Source organism: Pseudohaemophilus paraphrohaemolyticus, from assembly GCF_003253115.1.
In the GTDB taxonomy this organism is placed as follows: Bacteria; Pseudomonadota; Gammaproteobacteria; order Enterobacterales; family Pasteurellaceae; genus Haemophilus_A; species Haemophilus_A paraphrohaemolyticus_A.
In genome coordinates, this window is sequence record NZ_QEQF01000001.1 from 613923 (window position 1) to 640221 (window position 26299).

Here is a 26299-nt window from a genome sequence, read left to right on the forward strand (position 1 = left end):
CCGCTTATCATAACTAGAATGTACTACCGATATTAAATTGGAATTGTTCCACTTCATCATTCTCATATTTTTTGATTGGTTTCGCATATGAGAAAGAGAGTGGACCAATTGGTGACATCCATTGGAATGCCACGCCAGCAGAGGCTCTCACTCGTTTGTAATCGCCAAAATCTGGTAAAGTCGGGTAATCCAATTTTTTCCATTTAGTATTCCACACGCTTGCTGCATCAACAAACAATGATGTGCGAACATTGTGCTGGAATTTATCGGCAATAAATGGTGTTGGTGTAATTAACTCAAGATTTGCCGTTGCAATCGTATTACCACCAATAACATCATTACTTGCTGAGGTAAAGTTACCCGCATCTCTATTCCAATAAATTGCTTTAGGACCAATAGCACCATACGCGAAACCGCGAATTGTACCAATACCACCTGCGGTGTACAGTTGATAGAACGGCACTTCTTTACCTCCAAAACCGTTGGTATAACCTAAACTTGCACGAGTTGAAAGCACCCATTTATGTTCGCGGTTTAATGGAATATATTTCGCGAAATCTGCATTCAAACGATAGTATTTATTATCTGAACCAGGAATTGTTACTTTACCACCAATACTTGCACTTGCTCCTTCCGTTGGGAAATAACCACGGTTTAAGCTGTTGTAATTCCAACCAAATGAGAAATCGAAATCGTCCGCTTTCATTTTACCGTAACGGCTTGGGTCATCGCCCACTAAAGGGAAACTCATTGAGCGAACGTATTTTTCACGCGTAAACTCACGTTGTACATTGCTTAAGCTATCGTGTGTATAACCTAAACCCGTATAGAATGAGTTATATTCATTTACAGGAAAGCCTAGGTTTACATTCGCCCCATAACTGCGGCGTTTATACGAAGAAACGTTGTCATTTTTTGAGTTATCGTAATCTTCGAAGAAGACATTACCACCTAAACTTACCCCATCTTTTGTGAAGTATGGTTCGGTATAGCCTAAAGCAACACTTGTACCATAATCGTTACGCGTACCATTTAAGCTAATCGTTGAGCCCATTCCCAAGAAGTTATCTTGTTTGATACCTGCTTGATAACTGATACCGCTTTCTGTACCGTAACCAATACCGAAGTTGATGCTACCAGTATTACGCTCTTTAATCGCATACACTAAATCCACTTGGTCAGTTGTATTTGGCACCGCAGGCATTTGCATATCAACGCTTTCATAGAAACCAGTTCTTTCTAAACGTGATTTACCAAGCGATGCCGCAGTAGTGGATAACCAAGCACCTTCTTGCTGACGCATTTCACGACGCAATGTTGAATCAGCGGTAACATTATTGCCTTCAAAGCGAATTTTACGTACATATACACGCGGACCAGCTTCAACAACAAAATTGACTTGAACAGTTTTCTCATCTTCATCAAATTTCGGATAGAGATCGACTTGTGCTGAGCCAAAACCATTCTCACCTAATTTTTGTTTGATTGCTTCCTCAATTTTCAATAAATCATCTTTGCGGAAAAGATCGCCCGTTTGGTAATCTTTTAACAATGCGTTGAGTTGGTTACCTAAATTGGCAGTGTTACCAATAATACGCACATCGCTTACTTTATACTGTTCACCTTCTGATACCTGATAGGTTAAATCTACTTCTTTTTTATCATCAGTAAATTTCACATCCGTACCGGTTAAAGCAAATTTTGCATAACCACGGTTCATATAGAAATCACGGATTGTGTCTAAATCTTTTGCGTATGCTTGGGATTCAAACTTACTACTTGCAAAAATATTAAACCAAGAAACATCTGGTTGAATATCAAGCTGTTTAGTTAGTTCTTTTGAGCTAAATGCGTGATTACCTTCGAAATTGATGTGTTTTACGTATGCTACATCACCTTCTTTAATGTCTAATTTAACATTAATTCCACCATTTTCTGCTCGGGTAGTAATCGTATCAATGGTTGCGGTATAACGACCAATAGAGTGATAATGTTCAATCAAACCTTGTTTGAAAGATTCTAATTTTTGCGCATCAAAAACTTCACCTTTCGCAATTAAATTAGCTTTTAAATTTTGCTCTAATGCATCTTTAGGGATTGCACCATTACCCTCAATATCTACGGTATTGATTAAAGGGCGCTCTGCCACTTTAATAACTAACGTATTGCCTTCACGTGCTGCGCGCACATCTTGGTAACGATTTTGAATGAAAAGACTTCTTACAACATTCGCCACATCAGCATCTGTTGCTGTTTGACCGACACGAACAGGTAAAGCTGAAATGATCGCTTCGCCCGTTTCAGGCTGTACACCATCAACACGAATATCTTTTACTACAAATGGTGCAGCCATCACACCATTGGCAATTAAAAGAGAAGAAAGCAATAATTTTTTCATTGAAATTATCCTATGAAAGTTTTGTAAAAGAGTCAGCGATTTACACCGCTGGTTTAAAAATGAATAACATCATTGATGAACGCAAATGCCATCAGCGATAACACAAAGAGCATTCCAAGCTGTTGAAAACGTAGCTGAAATTTCTCTGAAACAGGTTTTCGTTTTATCGCCTCTAACGCTAATAAAAGTAGTTGCCCACCATCTAAAGGCAGGATAGGAAAGAGGTTCATCACACCTAAATTCACGCTAATTAATGCCATAAAACTGAGATAATACACCCAACCTATTGCAGCAGTAGCGGCAGCACCTTTCGCCATCGAAACCGGGCCACTCATATTGTTCAAAGACAACTCGCCTGTGATTAAATTCCCAATAAACTGGAAAATGCTATAAATAAGAGAGCCGACCTTATCTACACTTTTGCCGATTGCCGTGAGCATATCATACTCTAGCACCGTCTGATATTTCTCACCAATGCCTTCATAAGTTGGCGTAATACCAATAACATAACGATCCTTTTGCTTTTCAGGCATAATTTCAACCGCTTGTTTTTGTTGGTTTGAGCTTTCGATTTCAAGCGTAATTGGCTGCCCTGTTTGCACCGTTTTAACTAAATTTTGCCAATCAAATGGCTGATGATTTACCGTTAAAATTTTATCTTGTGCTTTTAACCCTGCTTTTTCAGCAGGTGAATGAGGTAAAACTTGAGCAATCTCAGATTTAATCACTGTATTTTTAGGACGTATCCCTAAACTGATTAGTGGGCTCTCTTTCGTACTATCAACTTTCCAATCCGTTAAATTGAGATAGAAACGTTGCGGATGATCTTCATCAATATTTGAGCCCACAACTTCTACACGTTCTGCTCCTAGATTGTCAATTAACGCAAGACTTACTTCTTCCCAATCCAAAACGTTTTTCCCTGCTACCTGTTTGATCTCAAATTCAACGGGTAAATTTGCTTGAGCTGCTATTGAATTGGGGATCACTTGCCCAACAACGGGCTTAAGAGTTGGAATCCCACTAATGAAAACTGCCCAATAAGTAATCACCGCAAAAATAAAATTAGCAATAGGCCCCGCGCTGATAATAAAGACACGTTGAAGCGGTGATTTTTTTGATAAAGATTGCAAAATTGGGGCATCAATTTTCTGCTCATTGACTTCAGATTCACCATTCCACATCTGCACATAACCACCAAGCGGAATGAGTGAAAACGCAAATTCTGTGCCGTGTTTATCTTTTTTACGAAAGAGCACCTTGCCAAAGCCAATTGAAAAACGAATGACTTTAACACCACAGCGGCGAGCGGCCCAGAAATGCCCATACTCGTGCACAAACACGAGTACGCAGATTAAAATAAAAAATGAAATAATGGAGCTCATTCTTTACCTAAATTAAAGCACAAAGAAAAACATCGTAGCAAAGAACGGAATCGCTGCCGTTAAGCTATCAACACGATCTAAAATACCACCGTGTCCTGGAATTAGATTACTGCTATCTTTAATGCCCGCTTGGCGTTTAAACATACTTTCGGCTAAATCACCTAACACAGAAATCGCTACTGTCGCAACAGACACCACAATAAATGGCACAGTTTCTAAAGCACGCCCAAAAACATCATCTGGTGTTGCTTGCAAGAACACAAAGGCAATCACGCCTGAAGTAAATAAACCACCTAATGCTCCTTCCCAAGATTTACCTGGTGACACTCTTGGCGCCAATTTATATTTACCCAAAGCACGACCAAAGAAATAAGCACCTGAATCCGCGCCCCAAACGAGCAAGAATACATAAAGTAATAAATAAGTACCTTGATAAGCATTTACACTATAGTTATTAAAGCGAATCGCTAATAATCCAATAAGGAATGGGAAAAGCGTGCAAAGTGCAAATAAGAGTTTCGCTACAACTGATTTTTCCCATAGCTTGGCAGAATTTGGATAGGTAACGACTAATCCAAAAGCAATAACCCACCAAGCACAAGCAATAAATAATACAATCGCATTTGCATCGGTAATAAAGCGAGCAGCACTAATATAGTCTGTATTCGCCACAATCAACAACAAGAGAATACAAGTTGTCGCCCCCGCCACAACCACACGCGACATTTGGCTTTTAAAACCTGCAAATTGTGCCCATTCCCACATACCAAGCACCACTAATGCCGAAAGGGCAATCGTAAATGCCAATGGAGGCAACCAGAAAATCGCAGCTAACGCCACAATAATCATAACAATCGCAGAAAGTACACGTTCTTTTAGCATTTTTTTATTCCTTTCTTATTCTTTTTTAGCAACCACCAAAACGGCGAGTGCGTTTCTGATAAGCGATAATCGCTTCGCCAAAGACATTATCATCAAAATCCGGCCACAAAACAGGCGTAAAAAAGAGTTCTGCATACGCAATTTGCCAGAGTAAGAAGTTACTAATCCGTTGTTCACCGCTAGTGCGAATCAGCAAATCGACTTGTGGTTGTTCTTCGGTAACTAAGGCTTTTTCAAACAGCTCAGGCGTAATTTGATCAACCACCAATTCACCTAATTTGACTTTAACTGCCATTTTTTGAGCAGCTTGAGTAATATCCCAATAGCCACCATAATTCGCTGCAACATTTAAAATCAAGCCTGTATTTTGAGAAGTTAACTCTTCTGATTCTCTAATTTTCTTCTGTAAACTTTCACTAAAACGAGATGTATCGCCAATTACTTTTAGCTGAATATTATTTTTATAGAGCTTTTTTACTTCAGAATTAAGCGCCGTCATAAATAGCGTCATCAATGCAGAAACTTCCGTTTCAGGACGACTCCAATTCTCACTGCTAAATGCATAGAGCGTCAAAACCTTGATCCCATATTTTGCTGCAAAACTTACCGCAGATCGCACCGCTTTCACCCCATTTTGGTGACCAAACACCCGCAATTTGCCTTGTTGTTTTGCCCAACGCCCATTGCCATCCATAATAATCGCAACGTGCTGAGGCATATTTTGAGGATCAAAACTCGCCATCATTTCTATATTTACCCATAATCAAAATGGCGATAACTATATCACAGTCTCGCCATTTCTTCCAGTAAGGGAAAAGTAAACTCACTATATGAATTAAAAATTATCTTTCTATAAAAAAGCACCGCCAACAAGCGGTGCTTTTTCAATGATATATTACTTATTATTCTTCGCTATTCTTCATTTAGCAATTTAAGCTCACGACCACGCACTTGGTTTTTCAAGATTTCAGCAAATTCTTCGACCTTGAATGTGCCTAAATCTGCACCTTTACGGGTACGTACCGCGATTTTACCTTCTGAGATCTCTTTATCACCACACACGAGCATATATGGCACGCGACGTAAGGTGTGTTCGCGTATTTTGAAACCGACTTTTTCGTTGCGAAGATCGGCTTTAACGCGTAAACCTGCGTCAGATAAGGTTTTCACTACTTGTTGAACGTAGTCCGCCTGGCTGTCGGTGATGTTCATTACCACGGCTTGAGTTGGGGCTAACCAGGCTGGGAAGAAGCCAGCATATTCTTCGGTGATGATACCGATAAAACGTTCGATTGAGCCTAAAATTGCACGGTGAATCATCACTGGTGTGCGACGACTATTGTCTTCCGCCACATAAGAAGCATCTAAGCGGCCTGGTAATGCAAAGTCTAATTGCACCGTACCACATTGCCATTCACGACCTAAGCAGTCGCGCAAGGCGAACTCAATTTTCGGACCATAGAATGCACCTTCACCTTCTTGAATTTCATATTCTAAACCGTTGTGTGCTAATGCTGCGGCTAAGCCTGCTTCAGCACGATCCCACATTTCATCTGAACCGATGCGGTTTTCAGGACGAGTTGAAAGTTTCACAGCAATGTTCGTAAAGCCGAAAGTACTGTAAATATCGTAAACCATACGGATGCAGCTAGTTACTTCAGATTCGATTTGATCTTCGGTACAGAAAATGTGGGCATCATCCTGGGTGAATCCACGCACACGCATCAAGCCGTGTAAAGAACCTGATGGCTCATTACGGTGGCAAGAACCGAATTCTGCCATACGGATTGGTAAGTCGCGGTAAGATTTCAAGCCTTGATTGAAAATCTGAACGTGTCCTGGACAGTTCATTGGTTTAATCGCATATTCACGGTTTTCAGATTGCGTCGTGAACATTAAATCAGCATAGTTTTGCCAGTGACCAGTTCTTTCCCATAACACGCGATCCATCATAAACGGACCTTTCACCTCTTGGTAATCATACTCTTTTAACTTGGTACGTACGAAGGTTTCAAGTTCACGGAAAATTGTCCAACCGTCATTATGCCAGAATACCATACCTGGTGCTTCTTCTTGCATATGGTATAAGTCTAACGCTTTACCGATTTTACGGTGGTCACGTTTTGCTGCTTCTTCTAAGCGTTGTAAATATTCGGCTAATTGTTTTTTATCAGCCCAAGCTGTGCCGTAAATACGTTGTAGCATTTTATTTTTGCTATCGCCACGCCAGTAAGCTCCCGCCACTTTTTGAAGTTTGAAGTGGTGGCAGAAACGCATATTTGGCACATGTGGGCCACGGCACATATCAATATATTCTTGGTGATGATATAACGCAGGCGTTGCTGTGCGTTCGATGTTCTCATCTAAAATTGCCATTTTGTATGGCTCGCCACGTTGCTCGAAGGTGTCGCGTGCTTCTTGCCAGCTCACACGTTTTTTCACTACATCATAGTTGGTTTTTGCCAACTCAAGCATACGTTTTTCAATCTCATCAATATCTTCTTGGGTTAAAGAGCGATCTAAATCCACGTCGTAATAGAAGCCGTTTTCAATCGTTGGACCGATTGCCATTTTCACGTCTGGGAATAATTGTTTGATAGCATGACCAAGCAAGTGAGCACAAGAGTGGCGGATAATTTCTAAACCGTCTTCATCTTTTGCGGTAATGATTTCTAATGTTGCATCTTGATCGATAATATCGCACGCATCACGGCGTTCACCGTTTACACGACCCGCGATAGTCGCTTTGGCAAGACCCGCACCGATAGATTGGGCAACCTCTAAAACAGAAATAGGATTGTCAAATTGGCGTTGTGAGCCATCTGGTAAAGTAATAATTGGCATTTTTTTATCCTTACAGTGGTAACCCATACGACAGGCTACTTGTTAAATTTGAAAAAATTTTGAAAGAAAAAACCGCTTGCAAGCGGTCAATTTCTTAGTCTGATTTGCAATGCGCATTATTTCCCGTACTAATGGGGAATAAGAGCGAGGGTATTCTAGCATAATTAGTTACAAAAAATAACCACTACACTATCCAAATAAAGCCAGCAACTCCGACACTTTTCCTCGTGACTCACTCTTCTGCCCTATTGAGCGATTAACCTGTAAGGTTTTGAATTTTGCACCTTGGTAAATTTTACGAGTAAATTCCGTATCGTGGTTTGAAATCAGCACAGGAGAATCTATTTCTCGAGCTAAATCAGCTAACCTTTTTTGTTGTTCAAGGCTAAAGCCGCCACCTGCGTATTGGGTGAAATTAGTATCTTGTTGCAATGGAGCATAAGGTGGATCGCAATAGACTACATATTGATCGGGTTGCTTTTGCAAGCGGTTAAAAACTTGCTCGAAATCGGCACAGATAAATTCCGCTTTTTGGGCTTTCTCAGCAAAAAAACAAAGCTCTTTTTCGGGGAAATAGTGCGTTTTATAGCGACCGAAAGGCACGTTATAGCCTCGTTTTTGGTTGTAACGGCATAAACCGTTGAAACCAAAACGGTTTAGATAGAGGAAAAGCACAGAGCGTTGAAATTCGTCTTTTGAGGCATTAAATTCTGCTCTACGTTCTAAATAGAACGCCTTGCTATTCGCTTTTTCGTGCGAAAAAAGTGCTTGGGCGTGCTGAATATAACGCTCAACATCATTTTTAACAGCATTGAATAGATTGATTAGATCAGGGTTGATATCCGCCAATAAATAGCGTTCAAAATCCATATTTAAAAACACCGAGCCTGCGCCAACAAAGGGCTCAACGAAACAAGCCCCCTGCGGAATGCTTGGGGGCAAGTGGTCTGAAATGGCTTGAGCAAGGCGATATTTTCCGCCCGCCCATTTTAAAAAGGCTCGTTGTTTTTCCTGCATAGGATTTATTCAGTAAGCGGTCTATTTTTGGGTAAATTTTTCAATCGCTGCAAGCACTTGTTCTTCGGTTACTTCTGAAGTCACATAAGCTTTGCCAAGTGCTTTTAATAAGATTAAACGGAGTTTACCCGCTAATACTTTCTTATCTCTCCACATATAAGGTAAGTATTCTTGCGGCTGCATACCATCTGGCGAGATGGTTGGTAATACAGCGCGAGCAATCAGTTTTTCAAGGCGAGCAACATCAGATTCCGAAATATTACCCAAGATACGAGAAAGCTCAGCTGCTTCAAGCATTCCTACTGCTACGCCTTCGCCGTGTAACCAGCTGCCATAGCCCATATGTGCTTCAATGGCGTGCCCAAATGTATGGCCTAAATTAAGCAAAGCACGATCGCCTTTTTCGGTTTCATCACGTGCAACAACATCTGCTTTTAACTGACAGCAGCGTTGAATACAATATTCGAGTGCTTGTTGATCTAACGCAACCAGTTTATCGACATTCTCTTCTAACCACGCAAAGAATTGCTCATCAAAGATCGCACCGTATTTAATCACTTCCGCCAAACCGGCACTCACTTCGCGTTTAGCAAGCGTGTGTAAAGTGTTGATATCAATAATAACGGAAACGGGTTGATAGAATGCCCCAATCATATTTTTGCCAAGAGGATGGTTTACCGCTGTTTTTCCACCCACAGAAGAATCGACTTGAGCTAATAAAGTGGTTGGGATTTGGATGAAACGAATGCCGCGTTGGTAAGAAGCTGCTGCATAACCCGCCACATCGCCAATCACACCGCCACCTAATGCAATAAGGGTGGTATCTCGGTTGTGGTTTTTTTCAAGCAAAGCGGTAAAAATGAGGTTCAGCGATTCTAAATTTTTGTATTTTTCACCATCAGGAATCAAAACAGAATCTACGCTACAGCCAAGCTTAGTTAGGGCTTTTTCCACCGTTGCAAGATAATGTGGTGCAATGGTTGGGTTTGATACAATCATCACCTTATCACCCGCTTTTAATGGGGCATAACTATTAGGTTCACTTAATAAACCTGCCGCAATCCGAATTGGATAACGGCGTTCTTTAAGTTCTACATTAACTTGCAACATTGTGTTCACCTTATTTTTTATTGTTGTTTTTATTGCAGATTATCGATCATTTCGATGATATTTGTCGCAACTAATTTTGCCGCTTGATCATCAGTTTGAAGAGTAATATCTGCAATTTCTTCATAAAGTGGGTTGCGGATTTTTGCTAGTTCTTCAAGCGTTTTACGTGGATCATCATTTTGTAAAAGAGGTCGTTTTTTATCACGCTGAGTACGCTCAAACTGCTTGTCTACGGTTGTTTCAAGATAAATGACAATCCCACGAGCAGAAAGCACATTACGGTTCTCTTTAGAGAGAATTGAGCCACCGCCCGTTGAAAGTACCACGCCTTGTCCTTGGGTTAATTCATTAATAATACGCTCTTCACGTTTACGGAAACCCGCTTCCCCCTCTACATCAAAAATCCAATCAATATCTGCCCCTGCACGCTCTTCAATCACAGAATCTGAATCCATAAATTCCATTCCGAGCATCTGTGCTAATTGGCGACCGATTGTGCTTTTGCCTGCGCCCATAGGACCAATTAAGAAAATATTACGTTTTTCTGCCATTTTATTCTCATTGAAAAATTAGTTTAACATTGTGATTTGGGTTGAAAAAATGACCGCTTGTAAAAACAAGCGGTCTGTTTTTTGAAAAAGATAACAAAATCTTTTATTCAATTTTAAGAAAGCACCACAAATCGCCTAAAAATAGTTAAGTACGATTATCTCAAGAAATCACACCTAATTTCAACCTTTAGCAATCTAATCGCTGAATTTATTTATAGACTAGAATAATTCAGCACCTGATGGCGAAGAGAGAATCCCTTTCGGTGGTAAGCCCAAACGTATACCACCACCGGCATCACGAGGATTACCTGATTCTTCGCCTGGAATACCTTGCTCTACCACAAATTTTTTGGTTGGTTCTGTACCCTTAATAAAGTACTCGGTTAATTGGCTACCTAAGAAACCACTGGCGGCATCAATTTTAGCTTCCACAATATTAGTTGGTTTTGGAAGTATGCGATCTTTTTTATCCGCCAGAGCAACTTTCATATAATCGCGCCACGCTGGCATTGCAGTTCGAGCACCTGACTCTCCTTTACCTAAAACCCGTTTATTGTCATCAAAACCCACGTAAACCGTTGTTACAATGTTTGAACCAAACCCAGCATACCAAGTCACTTTAGATTGATTCGTTGTCCCTGTTTTTCCGCCAATATCTTTACGTTTGAAATCATTGGCAAGCGAACGACTTGTGCCTCGCCAACCTTGCCCTTGTTCGCCATAAATTGCACTATTTAACGCACTACGCATCAAGAATGCAATTTCAGGCTTCATTACACGTGGTGCATAAATCGTTTGACCTGCTTGATTTTGCACATTGCTCATTAAATCAGGGCCATTTTCTCGAATAACTGTGTCGAGCACAGGTTCTTCGCTATCTGACGTCGTTTCTTCTGCTGTATCAATTGCCGTATCCGTTACATTCACTGTTTCATTCGCTTTCAATGAGCGAAAGAATTGCTCTTCATCGTGAATTTTCACGCCGTCAAATTGCTCTGGTTCAGCATAAGTAAGTGGAAGGTTATTACATTCTATACATGCAATTGGCGGATTGGCTTTAAACAGCTCATTCCCTTGGCTATCTTCAATACGCTCAATAATATAAGGTTCAATTAAGAAACCGCCATTATCAAATACTGCATAAGCACGTGCCATTTCAAGTGGCGTAAATGAAGCAGCCCCCAGAGCCAACGCTTCTGTTGCAACGAATTGATCTCGCTTAAAACCAAAACGTTCTAAATAGCCTGCAACATAGTCAATTCCCGCCATTTGTAGAATTCGGATTGATACCATATTTTTTGACTTACCTAATGCGACACGCATACGAAGTTGCCCCTCGTAACGCCCATCCGCATTTTTGGGCGTCCACGGTTTTTGACCACGTTTGGTAATGGTAATCGGATCATCGCTAATCGTGCTCGATAAGCTCAGGCCTTTATTCATTGCTGCAGCATAAATAAATGGCTTAATTGAAGAACCCACTTGCACAAGAGATTGCGTTGCACGGTTAAAACGGCTTTGCTCAAAACTAAAACCACCCACAACCGCTTCAATAGCACCGTTATCACTGTTAAGCGACACTAAAGCTGAATTGACTTCAGGAATCTGTCCTAACATCCATTCGCCATTTTTTCCCTTGCTTACCCAAATGAGATCGCCAGCATTCAATTTAATCTGTTTACCGAAAGTCGCATTCGCTTTTTTCATCTCGGTTTTATCACCACTTGGCAACATCAGCGTATAGCTATTTTTATTTACCGCCGTGACCACCACACCTGTAAATGGCTCAGAGTTCGGCAATTTACTAAGGTAATCAATAATAGCCTCATCATCCCAAGCGGTCTTTCCTGTCCAAAGTTTTGCAGCACCACGCCAGCCGTGACGACGGTCGTATTGGATCAAGTTATTACGCAGAGCATCTTGCGCGGCTTTTTGGTCATCAGACACCACGGTAGCATACACTTTAAAGCCCTTATTATAAGCGACGTCTTCGCCATAACGTTTTACCATCTCTTGGCGAACCATCTCGGTCACATAATCAGCCCTAAAATCTAACACTGCGCCATAATATGCAGATTTCACCTCTTCTTTTTTCGAGGTTTCATACTGTGCTTTGGTAATTTTTCCTACTTCAAGCATACGACCAAGCACAACATTGCGTCGGTCTGTTGCACGTTTGACTGAATAAATAGGGTTCATTGTTGAAGGTGCTTTTGGTAAGCCTGCAATAATCGCCATTTCCCCTAAAGTGAGCTCATCAAGTGTTTTACCAAAATAGGTTTTAGCTGCCGCCGCAACACCATAAGAGCGATAGCCTAGATAAATTTTATTCAAATAAAGCTCTAAAATCTCATCTTTAGTTAATACTTTCTCAATCTCAAGAGCAAGAATAGCCTCTTTGATTTTTCGCTCAATATTACGCTCAGGTGTTAAGAAAAAGTTACGCGCAAGCTGCTGAGTAATAGTACTCGCCCCTTGCGTATCGCCTTGGCTAGAGCGATAAAGTGCGCGCATAATCCCTTTTGGATCGACCCCTTTATGCTCATAAAAACGGCTATCTTCCGTTGCCAAAATAGCATCGATTAACGGTTGTGGAATTTCCGCTAATTTCACTGGAATACGACGCTCTTCCCCCACCTCACCAATCAGCTTCCCATCAGAGGTAAAAATTTGCATTGGCCGTTGCAGCTCAACGGTTTTAAGCGTTGAAACATCAGGCAAACTTTCACGAATATGAATGTAGGCAATAACGCCTACAAGGCCTGCCACAATTAGCAGAGTAAGTAAAGCACTAAATATTATTTTTGCGATCTTCATCGAAAAAATCTCTTTTCCTAAATGACAAATAAATTAAATCACCAATAATGTTGGCGTAAAACTGGCTAAGTATAAACGAAAAAATGGCTAAAAGTGTCAAGCAAATGTAATTTTTTTGGTCAGCAAATGAAGGATTTTTTTATGTCATTGCTTACAAAATTTTTTCCCAAAAAACAACAAGAAGACTTGCCAATCGGCATTGCAGAAGATGAAACCCACTACTGTATTGCTTATTTAGTGCAAGAACAACCTATTGTAAATTTTTATCCAAAATCGACCGCTTTAACCGAGATTTTAGCAACAATTTCCGGTTTTTCAGGCAAAAAGAAGCAGATTATTCGCCCTGTACCATATCACTATATTTGGCGGAAATATCTGATTCAACCTATAAATGTAGATAAAGAAACGATTTTTCGCCAAGTAATTCAAACTATCAAACAAGAGCTTCCTATTTCGATAGATGAGGTCTATTTTGATTATCAAACCTTGCCTCATAAAGCCCAAAAAGTTACTCAAATTATTATTTATGCACTGAGAAAACGTTTTGCCGAACAGTTATTGCTGGATATGGACACCGTTTTAGATTGTGAGTTGCAATGTTGGCAAAGAGGATTTCATTTTTTTATGCAATCGCTACCTCAAAATGGACAAAATTATGCATTTAAAGAGAAATTTTTTACATTTAAATTAACTGAATTAAGTATTCAAAACGAATGTAACGAAAATTATTTAAGCCTGAATGATTTAACTTTGCCAGAAAATGTCGTTTCTAAAGAGCTATATATTCTTGCATTAGGGGCTTGCTTGTGGAAATAAAAAGAAATATCAATTTAAGTCCATCATTACAGAAAAGTTGGTCAGACAAAACTACAAAAAATATATTTAAGCTACTAATTATATTTCTTTGCCTTATCGGATTATTATTATGTTTAAAATTTTACCAAGAAAACAGTAAGCGTGAACTTGCAGCGATTACACAACAGTTCATCGAACAACAAGAACAGCTATCACAAATTGAGCAAAGTTTAACAAACCTTACACCACTACCGATTAACTACACAAAAGTATTAAGAAAAGAGGAGCTAAACAATTTGGTTAATTTATTAGAAGAATTACCTGTAAAAAGTGCAGGAATTAGCGTTATTCGATTTTATGTCGATCAAGGCTTAAAGCTAAAAATTGCTGGCAGTTATCAACATCAGCAAGATTTTGAAGAGTTAGAAAATTTCTTTAAAGAGAGTGGTTTTAGCGTCAATATTGAATATTTACAAAGTAATAATAAAGCAAAAGCAGATTTTAGCATTATTGTCTATAAAGAAAATAAATAATATGAAAAAACGTATTTCTTACTATTATTTTAACCCAGATAAAGTTGGTTATCAGTTATTGAGTAAACTCAATCAATACTTTTTTCAGATTGCCATTACTTTAGCGGTTATTCTGCTTTTTTATCCGCTTATTCAATCGGTCAATATTTCACAAAAGATTGCAGATAACGCACATAAGCTTAATACACTAAATATGGAGATTGAAAATAAAGCACAATCTTTAACAGAAAAATTAGCTGAAAAAGGCGATACCAATAATACAAAACTCACACCGACAAAAGTGAATCAACAGCTGGAGACGCTTTTTCATCAATATGATGCAGAAATCAGTGGAATGCAGTGGGAATTAGATCAGGATAAATTACTGCATATTACGATTATACAAAAAGCAAAATCTTTATTTGAAATCATTTCGGAATTAAATCAACTCGATTTTCTATTTTATAAAGAAATCACCTTAACCCGTTTAGATTATAAAAACTTAATACAATTAAATGCGACTTTACAGCTAATGGAAAAATAAAATGAAAAAATATTTATTACTGCTATTTTGCTTTCTATCTTATACAACACATAGTATTGCGGATCCTTTTTATGGAAAAGAACAAGAAAAAGAGAATATAGCAAAAGCAACGATTGCAAAAAAGAGAGCAAAAAAAACTGCTTGTGAACTGCCTGAAAATGCCAATATTGTCAATATCCCTATTGAATTTGAAGATCTGAAATTAGTCGGTGTATTGAAATATAACAACACAACAAAAGCATTATTTATTGATAAAAGTAATCAAATTTTTGATTTTGCTCAAGATGATTTTATTAAAGATAAAACCATTCAAATCAGAGAAATTAGCACCAAAGCGGTGAAATATATCAATTGGGGGTTAACTGATGATTGCAACACACCTTATCAAATTACATTAAAACTTTAATTTTCAAAAGGTTATTTATGAAAAAGTGGATATTATTATTTTCAATTTTCCCGCTCTCGCTATTAGCAAACCAAATTTCGCTCGTGTTAAAAGATGCTCCGACAGCTGAAGTTGTCTCTTATTTAGCCAGTGAAATGGATAAAAATATTGTATTGCATCAAGATATTGAAAGCAAAAGCAATATTCGCATTGAAAATGGCCAGTTTGATGCAATTTTAAAAAGCATTGCCAAAATCAATAAACTCAATATTCAACAAGAAAATGGTATCTATTATATTAGTGAAAAAACAAAAGAGGATTTAAACGAAAAAATAAAGCCTCTTGATGAAGAACAAAAGCTACAATTAGTTACTCGTACGGTGAAATTAAAATATGCTAAAGCCTCAGAAGTCATTGATTCGCTTACTAAAGGCAGTGGCTCATTTTTAAATGATGGCGGTTATATTCACTTTGATGAGCGAAGCAATAGCTTAATTATTAAAGAAAATGTAGCTTCCATTAAAAATACGTTAGCTTTAATTAAAGAGCTAGATAAACCAACCGAACAAATTGCCATTGAAGCTCGCATTGTCACCATCAGCAGCAAAAATTTGCAGGAACTTGGCGTGCGTTGGGGAATGTTCTCCGCAGATAGTAGTATCGAAGAAGTAGCAAGAAATGGAGGGCGAGTGCAGAATTTAAACGTGAACTTCCCCGTGGTTGCAGGAGCTTCAGCCACCTTACAAGTCGCTTCTATCAATTCCAAATTGTTGGATTTAGAACTCTCTGCCCTTGAGCAAGAAAACAGTGTAGAAATTATTGCAAGCCCGCGTTTGCTGACGACCAACAAAAAATTGGCAAGCATCAAACAAGGCACAGAAATTCCTTATGCGATTTATGATCGCAAATCGGAAACCTACGATATTTCCTTTAAAGAAGCAGTTTTAGGCTTAGAGGTGACGCCGCATATTTCAGAAAATAATCAGATTTTAATGGATTTAATCGTGACTCAAAATTCGCAAGGGCAATCGGTCGGTAATGCCAATTCGGGCAATACGGCAATTGCAATTGATAAACAAGAATTGAACACACAAGTATTCGCCAAACACGGTGAAACCATTGTGCTTGGCGGGGTGTTTCAACATTTGAAATCAAAAGATAACGATAAAATCCCTGTGCTTGGTTCAATTCCGTTTCTCAAGCGGTTGTTTAGCTATCAAAAAGATCAAATTAACAAACGCGAATTAGTAATTTTTGTAACGCCTTACATTGTACAATCAAAAGATGTCGCAGTGGATTTCTCAAAAACGAAAGAAAAAAGCCCAAAACGATAAAGAAAGTATCACGAAATTATGCTACAATTCGGCAACATTTTTGATTATCGAATTAACTAGAGGTTATATGAAACTTTCTCCTCGACGCCGTGCAAGAGAGTGTGCGGTTCAAGCATTATATTCTTGGGCAATTTCGCAAAATAGCGTAGAACAAATTGAATTAGTTTTCCAAACCGATAATTTTGCATCTGAAGATCCTGAAAGCACAGGTCAAGTTGATCGTGCATTATTTACCCGTTTATTACGCGGCACTGTAGCAAATATTGAAGAGATTGATGCTTCACTTCGTCCGTTTTTAGATCGTAACGAAGAAAATGTCGATTTAATTGAACGTAGTATTTTACGTATGGCGGCTTATGAATTACATTTTGAACAAGATACCCCATACAAAGTGGTGATTAACGAAGCGATTGAAGTAGCAAAAGCATTCGGTTCAGACGACAGTCACAAATACATCAACGGAATCTTAGATAAATTAGCACCAGCACTTGGACGGAAATAATTTATCTACTTATTTTAAAGCGAGCAAAGTCTCGCTTTTTTTCATTTTGAGAATAATTATTTGAGAGAACAAAATGGGCGAATTTGATCTGATCAAGCGGTATTTTTCGCGAAAAAGTTTGCAAAATGAGGTAATCTTATCGGTGGGCGATGATTGTGCGATTACCAGCATCTCCGCAGGCTACCAACTTGCGATTACCACAGATACCTTAGTGGAAGGCACGCATTTCTTACCTTCGATTTCTCCTGCCGCCTTAGCTTATAAAAGCGTTGCAGTAAACTTAAGCGACTTAGCCGCGATGGGAGCAACGCCTACTTGGGTGTCGCTTGCACTCACCTTACCCGAAATCAAAGAAGCATGGTTAGCTGAATTTAGCCAAAGCTTGTTTGCTATTTTAGATCGCTATAGCATGAGTTTAATTGGGGGCGATACCACTAAAGGACCGCTTTCGATTACCCTTACTGCTCAAGGTTTTTTGCCTGAAAATCAAGGTTTATTCCGCCACCAAGCCAAAGTGGGCGATTGGATCTTTGTTTCTGGCTTTTTGGGTGATAGTGCGGCAGGGCTCGATTTACTTTTACAAAATCGCAAAATAGAGAACGAATCTGACCGCTATTTCATTCAACGCCATCTGCACCCAACGCCTCGTGTCGAACTCGGTTTAGCCCTTCGTGCATTTTCTTGTTGTGCATTGGATATTTCTGATGGATTACTTGCTGATCTGGGGCATATTTTAGAACGTAGTCAAGTTGGCGCGGAAATTTATCTCGAAAATCTACCGCTTTCACACCATTTATGCACCCAATACGAACAAACACAAGCGGAAAAATTTGCTTTAACGGGGGGCGAAGATTATGAACTTTGCTTTACTGTCAGCGAAGAAAAACGCGAAGAGATGGAGCAAGTTTTACGTTCGCAAGGGATAAAAGTAACCTGCATCGGTCAAATTCTCCCTGCAACAAGCGGTTTAAATTTACTTAAAAATGGCAAAAAAATGGCTTTACCTACCCATATTGGTTTTGACCATTTTAGCTAAAGCAAAGGAAAAGGAATGGATAAAAAAATTAACTTAAAAAATCCCGTACATTTTTTAGCAGTCGGATTCGGCTCAGGCTTATTAAAGCCTGCACCAGGCACTTGGGGCACGCTTGCAGGCTTAATGCTTTCTATTTTGCTTTGGAATATAACCCAATCAAACCTATTTTTTATTTTTCTTGCCGTTATTTCTTTTATTTTTGGCTGCTATCTTTGCCAAAAAATGAGCAATGATTTAGGCGTACACGATGATGGAAGAATAGTTTGGGATGAAATTGTCGCAATATTTTTAATGTTCGCCTTTTTACCTGAATATAATTGGTTTACTTATATTTTTACTTTTATAAGCTTCCGTATTTTTGATATTTTAAAACCTTATCCAATTCGTTATTTTGATGAAAAATTAGAAAGTGGCTTAGGTATTATGGTAGATGATATTCTTGCCGCCATTTTTGCTTTAATTTCATTACATTTGATTTATTGGATTATTTAATGCTCACTATTTTATTTATTCATCTTGTTGGACTTGCAAGCCCTGGTCCTGATTTCTTTTATGTAGTTCGTCAATCCGCAAGCCACTCAACCAGAGCAGGCATTTTAGCTTCGGTTGGAATTGCAATGGGGATTATCTTTTGGGCAGCTTTTGCAATTTTCGGCTTAGCGTGGTTAAAACATAGCGTAGGGAATGTGTTGCAATATGCAATTATGTTATTAGGTGGCGGTTATTTAGCTTATTTAGGCTCGAAAATGGTTCGGGTGAAGGATAATGCAAAATTTAGTGAAGAAAAGACTGATTTATTAGAATTAAACGCCATCATAGAAATTCGCAAAGGTTTAATGATCAACATAATGAATGCTAAAGCGGGCGTTTATTTTACTAGCGTTATTTCCGCATTTTTAGACCAATTTACTGAAACTTATCAGCTTTTTGAATTGCTGTTTTTATTTGTTTTTTTAACCTTTATCTATTTCTATTTAGTCGCATTATTATTTTCGCGTAAACCAATTCGCAAAATTTATGCAAAAAACAGCCGCTATATTGATAATGCTGCTGGAGTAATTTTTATCGGATTTGGATTAAAACTGATTTATGAGGGGATAACGCATTTAGCGGTAATTTTATAGAATAATGGGCGTAATGTACGCCCATTTTATTATCTACGCTTTTTCTCTGGAAAAATAAGAGAAGCAATCACACCAATAAATAACACACCTAAAACAATAAATAAGCTGGTGTTTGGCGAAATATGGAAACCCGTATCGAATACGGCGTGGTTCCAAGATTGAACTCCCATTTTAAAACCGATAAAGAATAATAATGCAATCACTGACTTTTCTAAATGAACTAAATATTTTGTAAGCGCCGCCAAAATAAAATAGAGGCTACGCAAACCAAGAATAGCAAAAATCATTGCTGCATAAACTAAGAGCGGTTCTTGTGTTACGGCAATCACGGCTGGCACTGAATCAAACGCAAAAGCAACATCGGAGGTTTCAATTGCGATTAAACATAAAAATGCAGGCGTTGCATAACGTAAGCCTTTGCGGGTTACATTTGCGAGCTCTTCCGCTTTTAATTCGGCGTGTTTAACGAAGAAATTGTCACCGTGTAATTTCGGTAGCACAGGCATCATTTTACCAATCCAACGCACGCTCCAATGGTTTGTATAATCTTCAATTTCTTCTTCTGCCTCGTCTTTAGTAGTCAGCATTTTCCAGCCACTCCAGAGTACGAACAATGCGAAAATGAAGCCAACCCAAGGGCTTGCCGCGAATAAGCCTGTACCAAGCACCACGAAAATCGCACGGAATACTAATGCCCCTAAAATGCCCCAATATAAGATGCGATGTTGCAATTTACCTGTAATACCAAACGAGGCAAAAATAGCCACAAAGACCATTAAGTTATCAATTGATAAACTTTTTTCTAAAACATAGCCTGCTAAATATAAATCCGCCCAAGAAGCATCAAAACGAATATATAAATAAACGTAAAATGCAACAGCTAATGAAATCCAAAATAACGACCACATTGCCGCATTTTTTACTGTAATTTCTTCGCTATTTTTATGGGCAACTAAATCCATATAAATGGAAAAAAAAATTACCGTAAAAAAGACAATAATTGTTTCTAAAGGAAAACCAAAGTGTGCCATATAACCTACAAAAAAATAAAAATTAAACTAAATGATCGATATTATTAAATTCAACTAATTCCACCTTGCCATTTTCAACTTTGGCAATATTGATGGCGGTATTCATCACAAATTTGTGTTTTTCTTCATCACGACATTCCGACCAATGCAAGCCTTTTAACACTGCAGTTAAAACGGTTAAGGTCATTCCGTGTGCGACAATCAACACATTTTCGTTATCTTTGTGCAATTCGGCAATTTGGTTGAACACCTTAAATACACGCTGATAAAGTTGTTCGTACGTTTCGCCGCCATTTTCCAATGCCTTATATTTAGCAGGTGTTTTTTTCATCACCCAATATTCATCGTTCTCATATAAATCTACTGACTTCATCCCTTCCCAGCTACCGAAATCAAATTCGTTTAAGCCCCAATGATGAAAATGCGGAACGTTTTGCGCCTCATTTTCCGCCAGAATATAGTTTGCTGTATCTTGTGCACGCTTTTGCATACTGGAATAAGCCGCAGTAAATTTAACAGCTTTCAACGCTTGTCCTGCTTTTTTCGCACCTTCAATCCCCTCTTCAACCAAAGGCGAATCGCCCGAGCCTTGCAAGCGCCCTTCAATATTCCACACGGTTTTGCCATGTCGAATTAAATAAATATTTAGTGCCATCTCTATTTCCTTTAAAATAGCCAAAAAAGAATCGGAATTATAACATGAATTTGCATTTTACTCTCTGCCTGCAACATCGGGATTTTGTGATCATCAATAAACCTGCTGGTATCAGTGTTCACAAAGATCAGCAAGCGGTCGGATTCACTGAATTAGTTGCAAAACAGCTTGGTGTAGAGCAAGTTTGGCTTGTGCATCGATTAGATAAAATTACCTCAGGCTTGCTCATTCTAGCCTTAAATAAAGAAGCGGCAACGAATTTCTATACGCTATTTGAACAACACAAAATCCAAAAAACCTATTGGGCAATTAGCGACAAAAAGCCGAAAAAGAAACAGGGTAAAATTGTGGGCGATATGCAAAAATCAAGAAATGGGGTGTGGAAACTTTGCCATAGCAAGGAAAATCCTGCGATTACGCAATTTAGCTCGCATTCTATTGAACCACCACTTCGCTATTTTATTTTGCAACCCAAAACAGGCAAAACGCACCAATTACGCGTTGCAATGAAAAGTTTGGGCAGTCCGATTCTAGGCGATAGTTTGTATTCTGGTTCAGAATCGGATCGTGTTTACCTACACGCCTATCAGCTTGAATTTGATTATCAAAATGAGCATTTTTACGTGCAAGCCTTGCCTGAAAGCGGTCAAATTTGGCAGAAAGTTTGTAAGATTGAAATGGAAAAATAGAGTACAATTTACACTGTTTTATAATAAATAAAGCAACTATAGAGGCAATTATGAGCTTGTTTGAAGCTATTTTAATTATTATTTTATTAATTTTAACCAGTACGGTCATTTCATTATCGGAAATTGCACTTGCTGGAGCGAGACGTTTAAAACTGCAAGCAATGGCGAATACGGGCGACTTACGCGCTGAAAGAGTGATGAAATTGCAGGAACAACCTGGACGATTTATCACCGTCGTGCAAATTGGGTTGAATATGGTTGCCATTCTTGGTGGTGTGGTGGGCGAAAGTGCGATTAACCCATATTTCAGCCAGCTTTTTAGAGAGTATTCCGATGCAGCTTGGGTTGATTCTGCGGCTTCTTGGACCGCCTTTTTACTCGTGACATCTGCATTCGTATTATTTGCAGATTTAATGCCAAAACGTATTGCGATGACTTATCCAGAGCAAGTGGCTGTTCGCACAATCCGAGTAATGAGTTTTGCGATCATTCTGTTTAAACCCATTGTGATGTTTTTTGACTGGATCGCTAACTCGCTCTTCCATCTTTTTGGTGTATCAACTGTTCGTCAAGAGAATATGACGACTGAAGATATTGTGGCAGTCGTTGATGCGGGTGCTAAAGCGGGCGTGTTGAATACGCACGAACATTATTTGATTGAAAACGTATTTGAAATGCAAGAACGCCGTGTCACTTCAACAATGACCACACGTGAAAATATCATTTTTTTAGATCGCACCGATAACAAAGAGCAAGTACTCCAAACGCTTGGCGAAGATCCGCACTCTAAATTGCTGATTTGCGATAATGGCTTAGATAAAATTTTAGGCTATGTTGAATCGCACAATTTGCTCACGCAATATCTTAAAAATGAGAACGTCTCGCTTACCGATCAACGCTTATTGCGTAAAACCATTTTTATTCCAGATACGCTTTCACTTTACGAAGTGTTGGAGCTGTTTAAATCAGCAGGCGAAGATTTTGCCGTGATTGTGAATGAATATGCCCTCGTGGTCGGCATTATCACGCTTAACGATGTAATGAGTATTGTAATGGGCGAATTAGTTTCCACCGAAGAAGAACAGATCGTTCGCCGTGATGAAGATTCGTGGTTAATCGATGGAGCGACTCCTCTTGAAGATGTAATGCGTGCATTAGAAATTGAGGAATTTCCACACGCTGAAAATTACGAAACCATCGGTGGATTTATGATGTATATGCTTCGTAAGATCCCGAAAAAAACCGATTTTGTGTTGTATGATCAATATAAATTTGAAATTATCGACACCGAGAATTTTAAAATTGACCAGCTGATGGTGTCGTTTAGAAAAGATATTAAAACAGAATAATAATGATGTTTTATACAGTTTATGATAGACTAGATATTCTCAAGTAGTGAGATTTTAAATTAATTTCTTCGGTATTCACTACTGCCAAATCTCCCCTACCCCTCTTTGCTAAAGAGGGGGATTTTCTTAATATAAAAGAAATATCGACGGTATTATTCTTAATCTAAAAGTATAGCAATAGGGCTTTATTATTCAGAGACCTAATCCCCTCTTTAGCAAAGAGGGGTAGGGGAGATTTGGCAGGCAGAGAAAACGAGGCTCATAAAAGCTTTCATGCTCAAATAAACAGGAATGCTATGATTGGTCGATTACACGGTAAAATTATTGAAAAGCAACCGCCTGAAATGGTGTTAGATGTACAAGGCATAGGCTATGAAATCCTATTGCCAATGACCAGTTTCTACGATTTACCACAATTGGGCGAAGAAACCACCATTTTTACACATCTTGTCGTTCGCGAAGATGCACATTTACTCTTTGGCTTTGCCCAAAAACAAGATAGAACCTTATTTCGTGAACTCATCAAAACCAATGGTATTGGTCCAAAACTTGCCCTTGCTATTTTGTCTGCAATGTCTGTTTCTCAGTTTGCAAATGCAGTTGAGAATGAAGAATTAGCAAAACTGACTAAAATCCCTGGCATCGGGCGTAAAACGGCAGAACGTTTATTGGTTGAGCTTAAAGGTAAGTTTAAAGGAATGGCACAGGGCGATTTCTTCATTGAAAAATCGCACGATCAAATTGTGGCAAGTTCACAAACTGATCCAGCCGATGAGGCTCGAGATGCCTTGATTGCGCTTGGCTACAAACCTGCTGATGCAGAGAAAATGATTAAGAAAGTCAATAAAGCTGGGGCAACTAGCGAACAATTAATTCGTGAAGCCTTGAAAAATTCTCTTTAATAGATTGCGAATAAAATAAAAATGATTGAAGCCGATAGAATAATTAGTGCCTCACCCAAAAAAGAAGAGGAAGTGATTGACCGAGCTATTCGTCCGAAATTGCTAGCAGATTATGTTGGACAGCCTTCGGTGCGGGAGCAAATGGATATTTTTATTCAAGCTGCTAAATTGCGAAATGAAGCTTTAGACCACCTTTTGATTTTTGGACCACCAGGTTTAGGCAAAACCACGCTTGCCAATATTGTGGCGAACGAAATGGGCGTGAATATTCATACCACCTCTGGCCCCGTACTTGAAAAAGCAGGCGATTTAGCCGCAATGCTCACCAACCTTGAGCCTTATGATGTGCTTTTTATCGACGAAATCCACCGCTTGTCGCCTGCTATTGAAGAGGTGCTTTACCCCGCGATGGAAGATTATCAGCTTGATATTATGATCGGAGAAGGTCCTGCCGCTCGCTCAATTAAATTGGATTTACCGCCCTTTACATTAGTAGGTGCAACGACACGTGCAGGTTCTTTAACCTCGCCACTGCGTGACCGTTTCGGGATTGTACAACGCCTAGAGTTTTATTCGGTTGAAGATTTAACCTCCATCGTACAACGTAGTGCCGATTGCTTAAATTTAGACTTATCAGCAAATGGGGCTCACGAAATTGCGCGCCGTTCACGCGGTACCCCACGTATTGCGAACCGCTTACTTCGCCGAGTAAGAGATTATGCGGACGTTCGCAATAACGGCATTATCAGCTCAGAAATTGCTAAACAAGCGCTTTCAATGCTAGATGTGGACTCTGAAGGCTTTGATTTTATGGACATCAAACTTTTACAAGCCATTGTGGAACGTTTTGATGGTGGACCTGTTGGCTTAGATAACCTCGCCGCTGCAATTGGCGAAGAGCGTGATACCATTGAAGATGTGCTAGAACCTTACCTAATCCAACAAGGCTTCTTGCAACGCACTCCACGTGGACGAATTGCGACCCCAAGAACTTATGAGCATTTGAAAAGATTTGCTCCGTCCTACTAGCTCCCACGCTTTGCGTGGGCTACTCTCGGTGGGTTCTTGCTACTGACCTCTCAATGAAGTTCACTTCACAAGCTCGACGGCTGTGTCCCAGCCTGATATTTTACGCTTAGGCAATGGCTCGCCCACGCTCCAAAACATTTAATGCCCCAACCATATCCACATTTCCCTTATAGCCACATTCTACGCATTCAAAATCAGCCTGCGTTTGGTGATTTTTCTTGGGTATAACCGCAAACAAGGGCAAGTTCAGCTCGTATTTGGCGGCAGATCAGCCACTAAAAAACCACCTAGCTATTGCGTTTTATAGTCCCACTGACGGCGGAACTCTAACCAAGATTGATCTAATATCGCTCGGTTCAAACCTGATTTCTGTTTTACATTCTTGCCGTGCTCTTCCGCAGTGCCTTTGGCAGAACAATGAATTAAGGGACGTTTGGTCTAGTTATCTAGTACAGCCCCTTAGGATTTATTACATAACTGCTCTCAACAGCGGTTAAATTTATACTGTTTTTTACAAGATAAGAGCATTTACATAATAAAACCACTCGGGTTTCCCCGAGTGATTTTTAATTATCTAGTATAAATTACCATTGGTAACCAATACCAGCACCGATATTATAATCGCCTTGCGTTGTTGCAGAACCGCTCATTTTGAAAATGACTCGGTTACTATCACTTGATTTAGATAAACCAACCGCCACAGCACTTTGACCTTTATAGTTACCAATGCCTGCTCCAACCATCAGTTTTCCAGGTTGAGTAACTTGCGGAATATTTGCCATTGCAGTCGCACCAGCTACCCCTCCACGAAGTTTCTTCTCTGTTTTTCTCATAGCATTATCAACATAGCGCTTATTCACAGCGTCTGTGTTGTTTACAGGATCTGCCACGTTAGTAATTCGGCGTTCATGACCAACATTACCTACTGAAATAGTATTTTCTTCTTTCGCAACAGAGCCTTCACCTAATGCCACAGAGCCAGCGGCTTTAGCTTCTGCATTATGACCTATAGCTGTTGAGCGTTCTGCATGAGCTTTAGCGTTATTACCTAGAGCAGTAGAGTGATTCCCTTTCGCTTCAGAGCCATATCCCATTGCAGTTGAATCTTTACCTGAGGCCTTAGCACCTTTACGATTACTTGCATTATTTGAGGCAAAACTAGTTTCACCATCAGCATTAATTAATCCCGAACCTTCAATACGATCTTTAATCATTTTTACGGTATTTTCAGATTCTTTCGCTTTACCCGCTGCTGTTTCAGCTGCAGTCTTCGCAGTTACCGCACCGGCCTTCGCGGTTTCTGCGTCAGCTTTAGCGGTTTCTGCACCAGCTTTAGCTGCTTCGGCTTTACCTTGTGCTGCCTCTGCACCGGCCTTCGCGGTTTCTGCGTCAGCTTTAGCGGTTTCTG

At 39.4% G+C, this 26299-nt stretch carries 25 protein-coding genes; 13 read left to right on the forward strand and 12 right to left on the reverse strand.

Going from position 1 to position 26299, the window contains the following annotated elements:
• Window positions 1-13: 13 nt before the first annotated feature.
• The 9 genes from bamA to DPV92_RS02710 all read right to left on the reverse strand — a co-directional run bounded on the left by bamA (window position 14) and on the right by DPV92_RS02710 (window position 13004).
• Entirely contained in the window at window positions 14-2398 is a 2385-nt protein-coding gene (gene bamA / locus DPV92_RS02670; protein ID WP_111353542.1) for an outer membrane protein assembly factor BamA, read from the reverse strand.
• 53 nt (window positions 2399-2451) lie between these two features.
• Window positions 2452-3783, reverse strand: coding sequence for an RIP metalloprotease RseP (gene rseP / locus DPV92_RS02675; protein ID WP_111353543.1), 1332 nt, complete (start codon window positions 3781-3783; stop codon window positions 2452-2454).
• Between the two features lie 12 nt (window positions 3784-3795).
• Window positions 3796-4665, reverse strand: a complete 870-nt coding sequence (locus DPV92_RS02680; RefSeq protein WP_111353544.1) for a phosphatidate cytidylyltransferase — start codon at window positions 4663-4665, stop codon at window positions 3796-3798.
• A gap of 25 nt (window positions 4666-4690) precedes the next feature.
• Window positions 4691-5407: a polyprenyl diphosphate synthase gene (gene uppS, locus DPV92_RS02685; protein WP_005710306.1), complete on the reverse strand. Its 717-nt coding sequence runs from the start codon at window positions 5405-5407 to the stop codon at window positions 4691-4693.
• Window positions 5408-5577: 170 nt separating this feature from the next.
• The gene (gene thrS, locus DPV92_RS02690; RefSeq protein ID WP_005710183.1) at window positions 5578-7509 is read right to left on the reverse strand and encodes a threonine--tRNA ligase; all 1932 of its coding nucleotides are present in this window, start codon (window positions 7507-7509) and stop codon (window positions 5578-5580) included.
• A gap of 189 nt (window positions 7510-7698) precedes the next feature.
• Window positions 7699-8526, reverse strand: coding sequence for a Dam family site-specific DNA-(adenine-N6)-methyltransferase (locus DPV92_RS02695; RefSeq protein ID WP_111353545.1), 828 nt, complete (start codon window positions 8524-8526; stop codon window positions 7699-7701).
• Window positions 8527-8547: 21 nt separating this feature from the next.
• Window positions 8548-9636, reverse strand: a complete 1089-nt coding sequence (gene aroB / locus DPV92_RS02700; RefSeq protein WP_111353546.1) for a 3-dehydroquinate synthase — start codon at window positions 9634-9636, stop codon at window positions 8548-8550.
• Between the two features lie 29 nt (window positions 9637-9665).
• Window positions 9666-10187, reverse strand: coding sequence for a shikimate kinase AroK (gene aroK / locus DPV92_RS02705; protein ID WP_111353547.1), 522 nt, complete (start codon window positions 10185-10187; stop codon window positions 9666-9668).
• Window positions 10188-10406: 219 nt separating this feature from the next.
• Window positions 10407-13004 carry a penicillin-binding protein 1A gene (locus tag DPV92_RS02710; protein ID WP_111353548.1) on the reverse strand — a complete coding sequence of 866 codons (2598 nt, stop codon included), beginning with the start codon at window positions 13002-13004 and terminating at the stop codon, window positions 10407-10409.
• Between the two features lie 141 nt (window positions 13005-13145).
• Between DPV92_RS02710 and DPV92_RS02715 the strand changes: the two genes are divergently transcribed.
• The 9 genes from DPV92_RS02715 (at window position 13146) to DPV92_RS02755 (ending at window position 19236) form a co-directional block, all read left to right on the forward strand.
• Complete coding sequence (locus tag DPV92_RS02715) at window positions 13146-13820, forward strand: competence protein ComA (protein WP_111353549.1); 675 nt, start codon at window positions 13146-13148, stop codon at window positions 13818-13820.
• Window positions 13811-14332, forward strand: a complete 522-nt coding sequence (locus DPV92_RS02720) for a hypothetical protein (RefSeq protein ID WP_111353550.1) — start codon at window positions 13811-13813, stop codon at window positions 14330-14332. Before DPV92_RS02715 ends, DPV92_RS02720 begins: the two co-directional genes overlap by 10 nt.
• Window position 14333: 1 nt before the next feature.
• Window positions 14334-14855, forward strand: coding sequence for a hypothetical protein (locus DPV92_RS02725; RefSeq protein ID WP_111353551.1), 522 nt, complete (start codon window positions 14334-14336; stop codon window positions 14853-14855).
• Window position 14856: 1 nt separating this feature from the next.
• The gene (locus DPV92_RS02730; RefSeq protein ID WP_111353552.1) at window positions 14857-15261 is read left to right on the forward strand and encodes a pilus assembly protein PilP; all 405 of its coding nucleotides are present in this window, start codon (window positions 14857-14859) and stop codon (window positions 15259-15261) included.
• Between the two features lie 17 nt (window positions 15262-15278).
• Entirely contained in the window at window positions 15279-16574 is a 1296-nt protein-coding gene (gene pilQ / locus DPV92_RS02735; RefSeq protein WP_111353553.1) for a type IV pilus secretin PilQ, read from the forward strand.
• A 67-nt stretch (window positions 16575-16641) separates the two neighbouring features.
• Window positions 16642-17076, forward strand: coding sequence for a transcription antitermination factor NusB (gene nusB, locus DPV92_RS02740; protein WP_111353584.1), 435 nt, complete (start codon window positions 16642-16644; stop codon window positions 17074-17076).
• Between the two features lie 73 nt (window positions 17077-17149).
• A complete protein-coding gene (gene thiL, locus DPV92_RS02745; protein WP_111353554.1) occupies window positions 17150-18112 on the forward strand; it encodes a thiamine-phosphate kinase in 963 nt (320 codons plus the stop codon).
• Between the two features lie 15 nt (window positions 18113-18127).
• Window positions 18128-18604, forward strand: coding sequence for a phosphatidylglycerophosphatase A family protein (locus tag DPV92_RS02750; protein ID WP_111353555.1), 477 nt, complete (start codon window positions 18128-18130; stop codon window positions 18602-18604).
• Entirely contained in the window at window positions 18604-19236 is a 633-nt protein-coding gene (locus DPV92_RS02755) for a LysE family transporter (protein ID WP_111353556.1), read from the forward strand. Before DPV92_RS02750 ends, DPV92_RS02755 begins: the two co-directional genes overlap by 1 nt.
• Before the next feature lie 29 nt (window positions 19237-19265).
• Here DPV92_RS02755 and DPV92_RS02760 read toward each other — a convergent pair whose 3' ends face one another.
• Complete coding sequence (locus tag DPV92_RS02760; RefSeq protein WP_111353557.1) at window positions 19266-20267, reverse strand: TerC/Alx family metal homeostasis membrane protein; 1002 nt, start codon at window positions 20265-20267, stop codon at window positions 19266-19268.
• Between the two features lie 22 nt (window positions 20268-20289).
• Window positions 20290-20922 carry a histidine phosphatase family protein gene (locus DPV92_RS02765; RefSeq protein WP_111353558.1) on the reverse strand — a complete coding sequence of 211 codons (633 nt, stop codon included), beginning with the start codon at window positions 20920-20922 and terminating at the stop codon, window positions 20290-20292.
• A 44-nt stretch (window positions 20923-20966) separates the two neighbouring features.
• Between DPV92_RS02765 and DPV92_RS02770 the strand changes: the two genes are divergently transcribed.
• The 4 genes from DPV92_RS02770 (at window position 20967) to ruvB (ending at window position 24891) form a co-directional block, all read left to right on the forward strand.
• Window positions 20967-21611: a TIGR01621 family pseudouridine synthase gene (locus DPV92_RS02770; protein WP_111353559.1), complete on the forward strand. Its 645-nt coding sequence runs from the start codon at window positions 20967-20969 to the stop codon at window positions 21609-21611.
• Between the two features lie 50 nt (window positions 21612-21661).
• Entirely contained in the window at window positions 21662-22960 is a 1299-nt protein-coding gene (locus tag DPV92_RS02775; protein ID WP_111353560.1) for a hemolysin family protein, read from the forward strand.
• 296 nt (window positions 22961-23256) lie between these two features.
• A complete protein-coding gene (ruvA, locus tag DPV92_RS02780) occupies window positions 23257-23862 on the forward strand; it encodes a Holliday junction branch migration protein RuvA (RefSeq protein ID WP_111353561.1) in 606 nt (201 codons plus the stop codon).
• A gap of 21 nt (window positions 23863-23883) precedes the next feature.
• Window positions 23884-24891, forward strand: coding sequence for a Holliday junction branch migration DNA helicase RuvB (gene ruvB, locus DPV92_RS02785; protein WP_111353562.1), 1008 nt, complete (start codon window positions 23884-23886; stop codon window positions 24889-24891).
• Between the two features lie 584 nt (window positions 24892-25475).
• Here the strand turns inward: ruvB and DPV92_RS09910 are convergent.
• Window positions 25476-26299 (reverse strand): YadA family autotransporter adhesin (locus DPV92_RS09910; protein WP_225791949.1); only part of this gene is annotated, 824 nt, incomplete at its 5' end.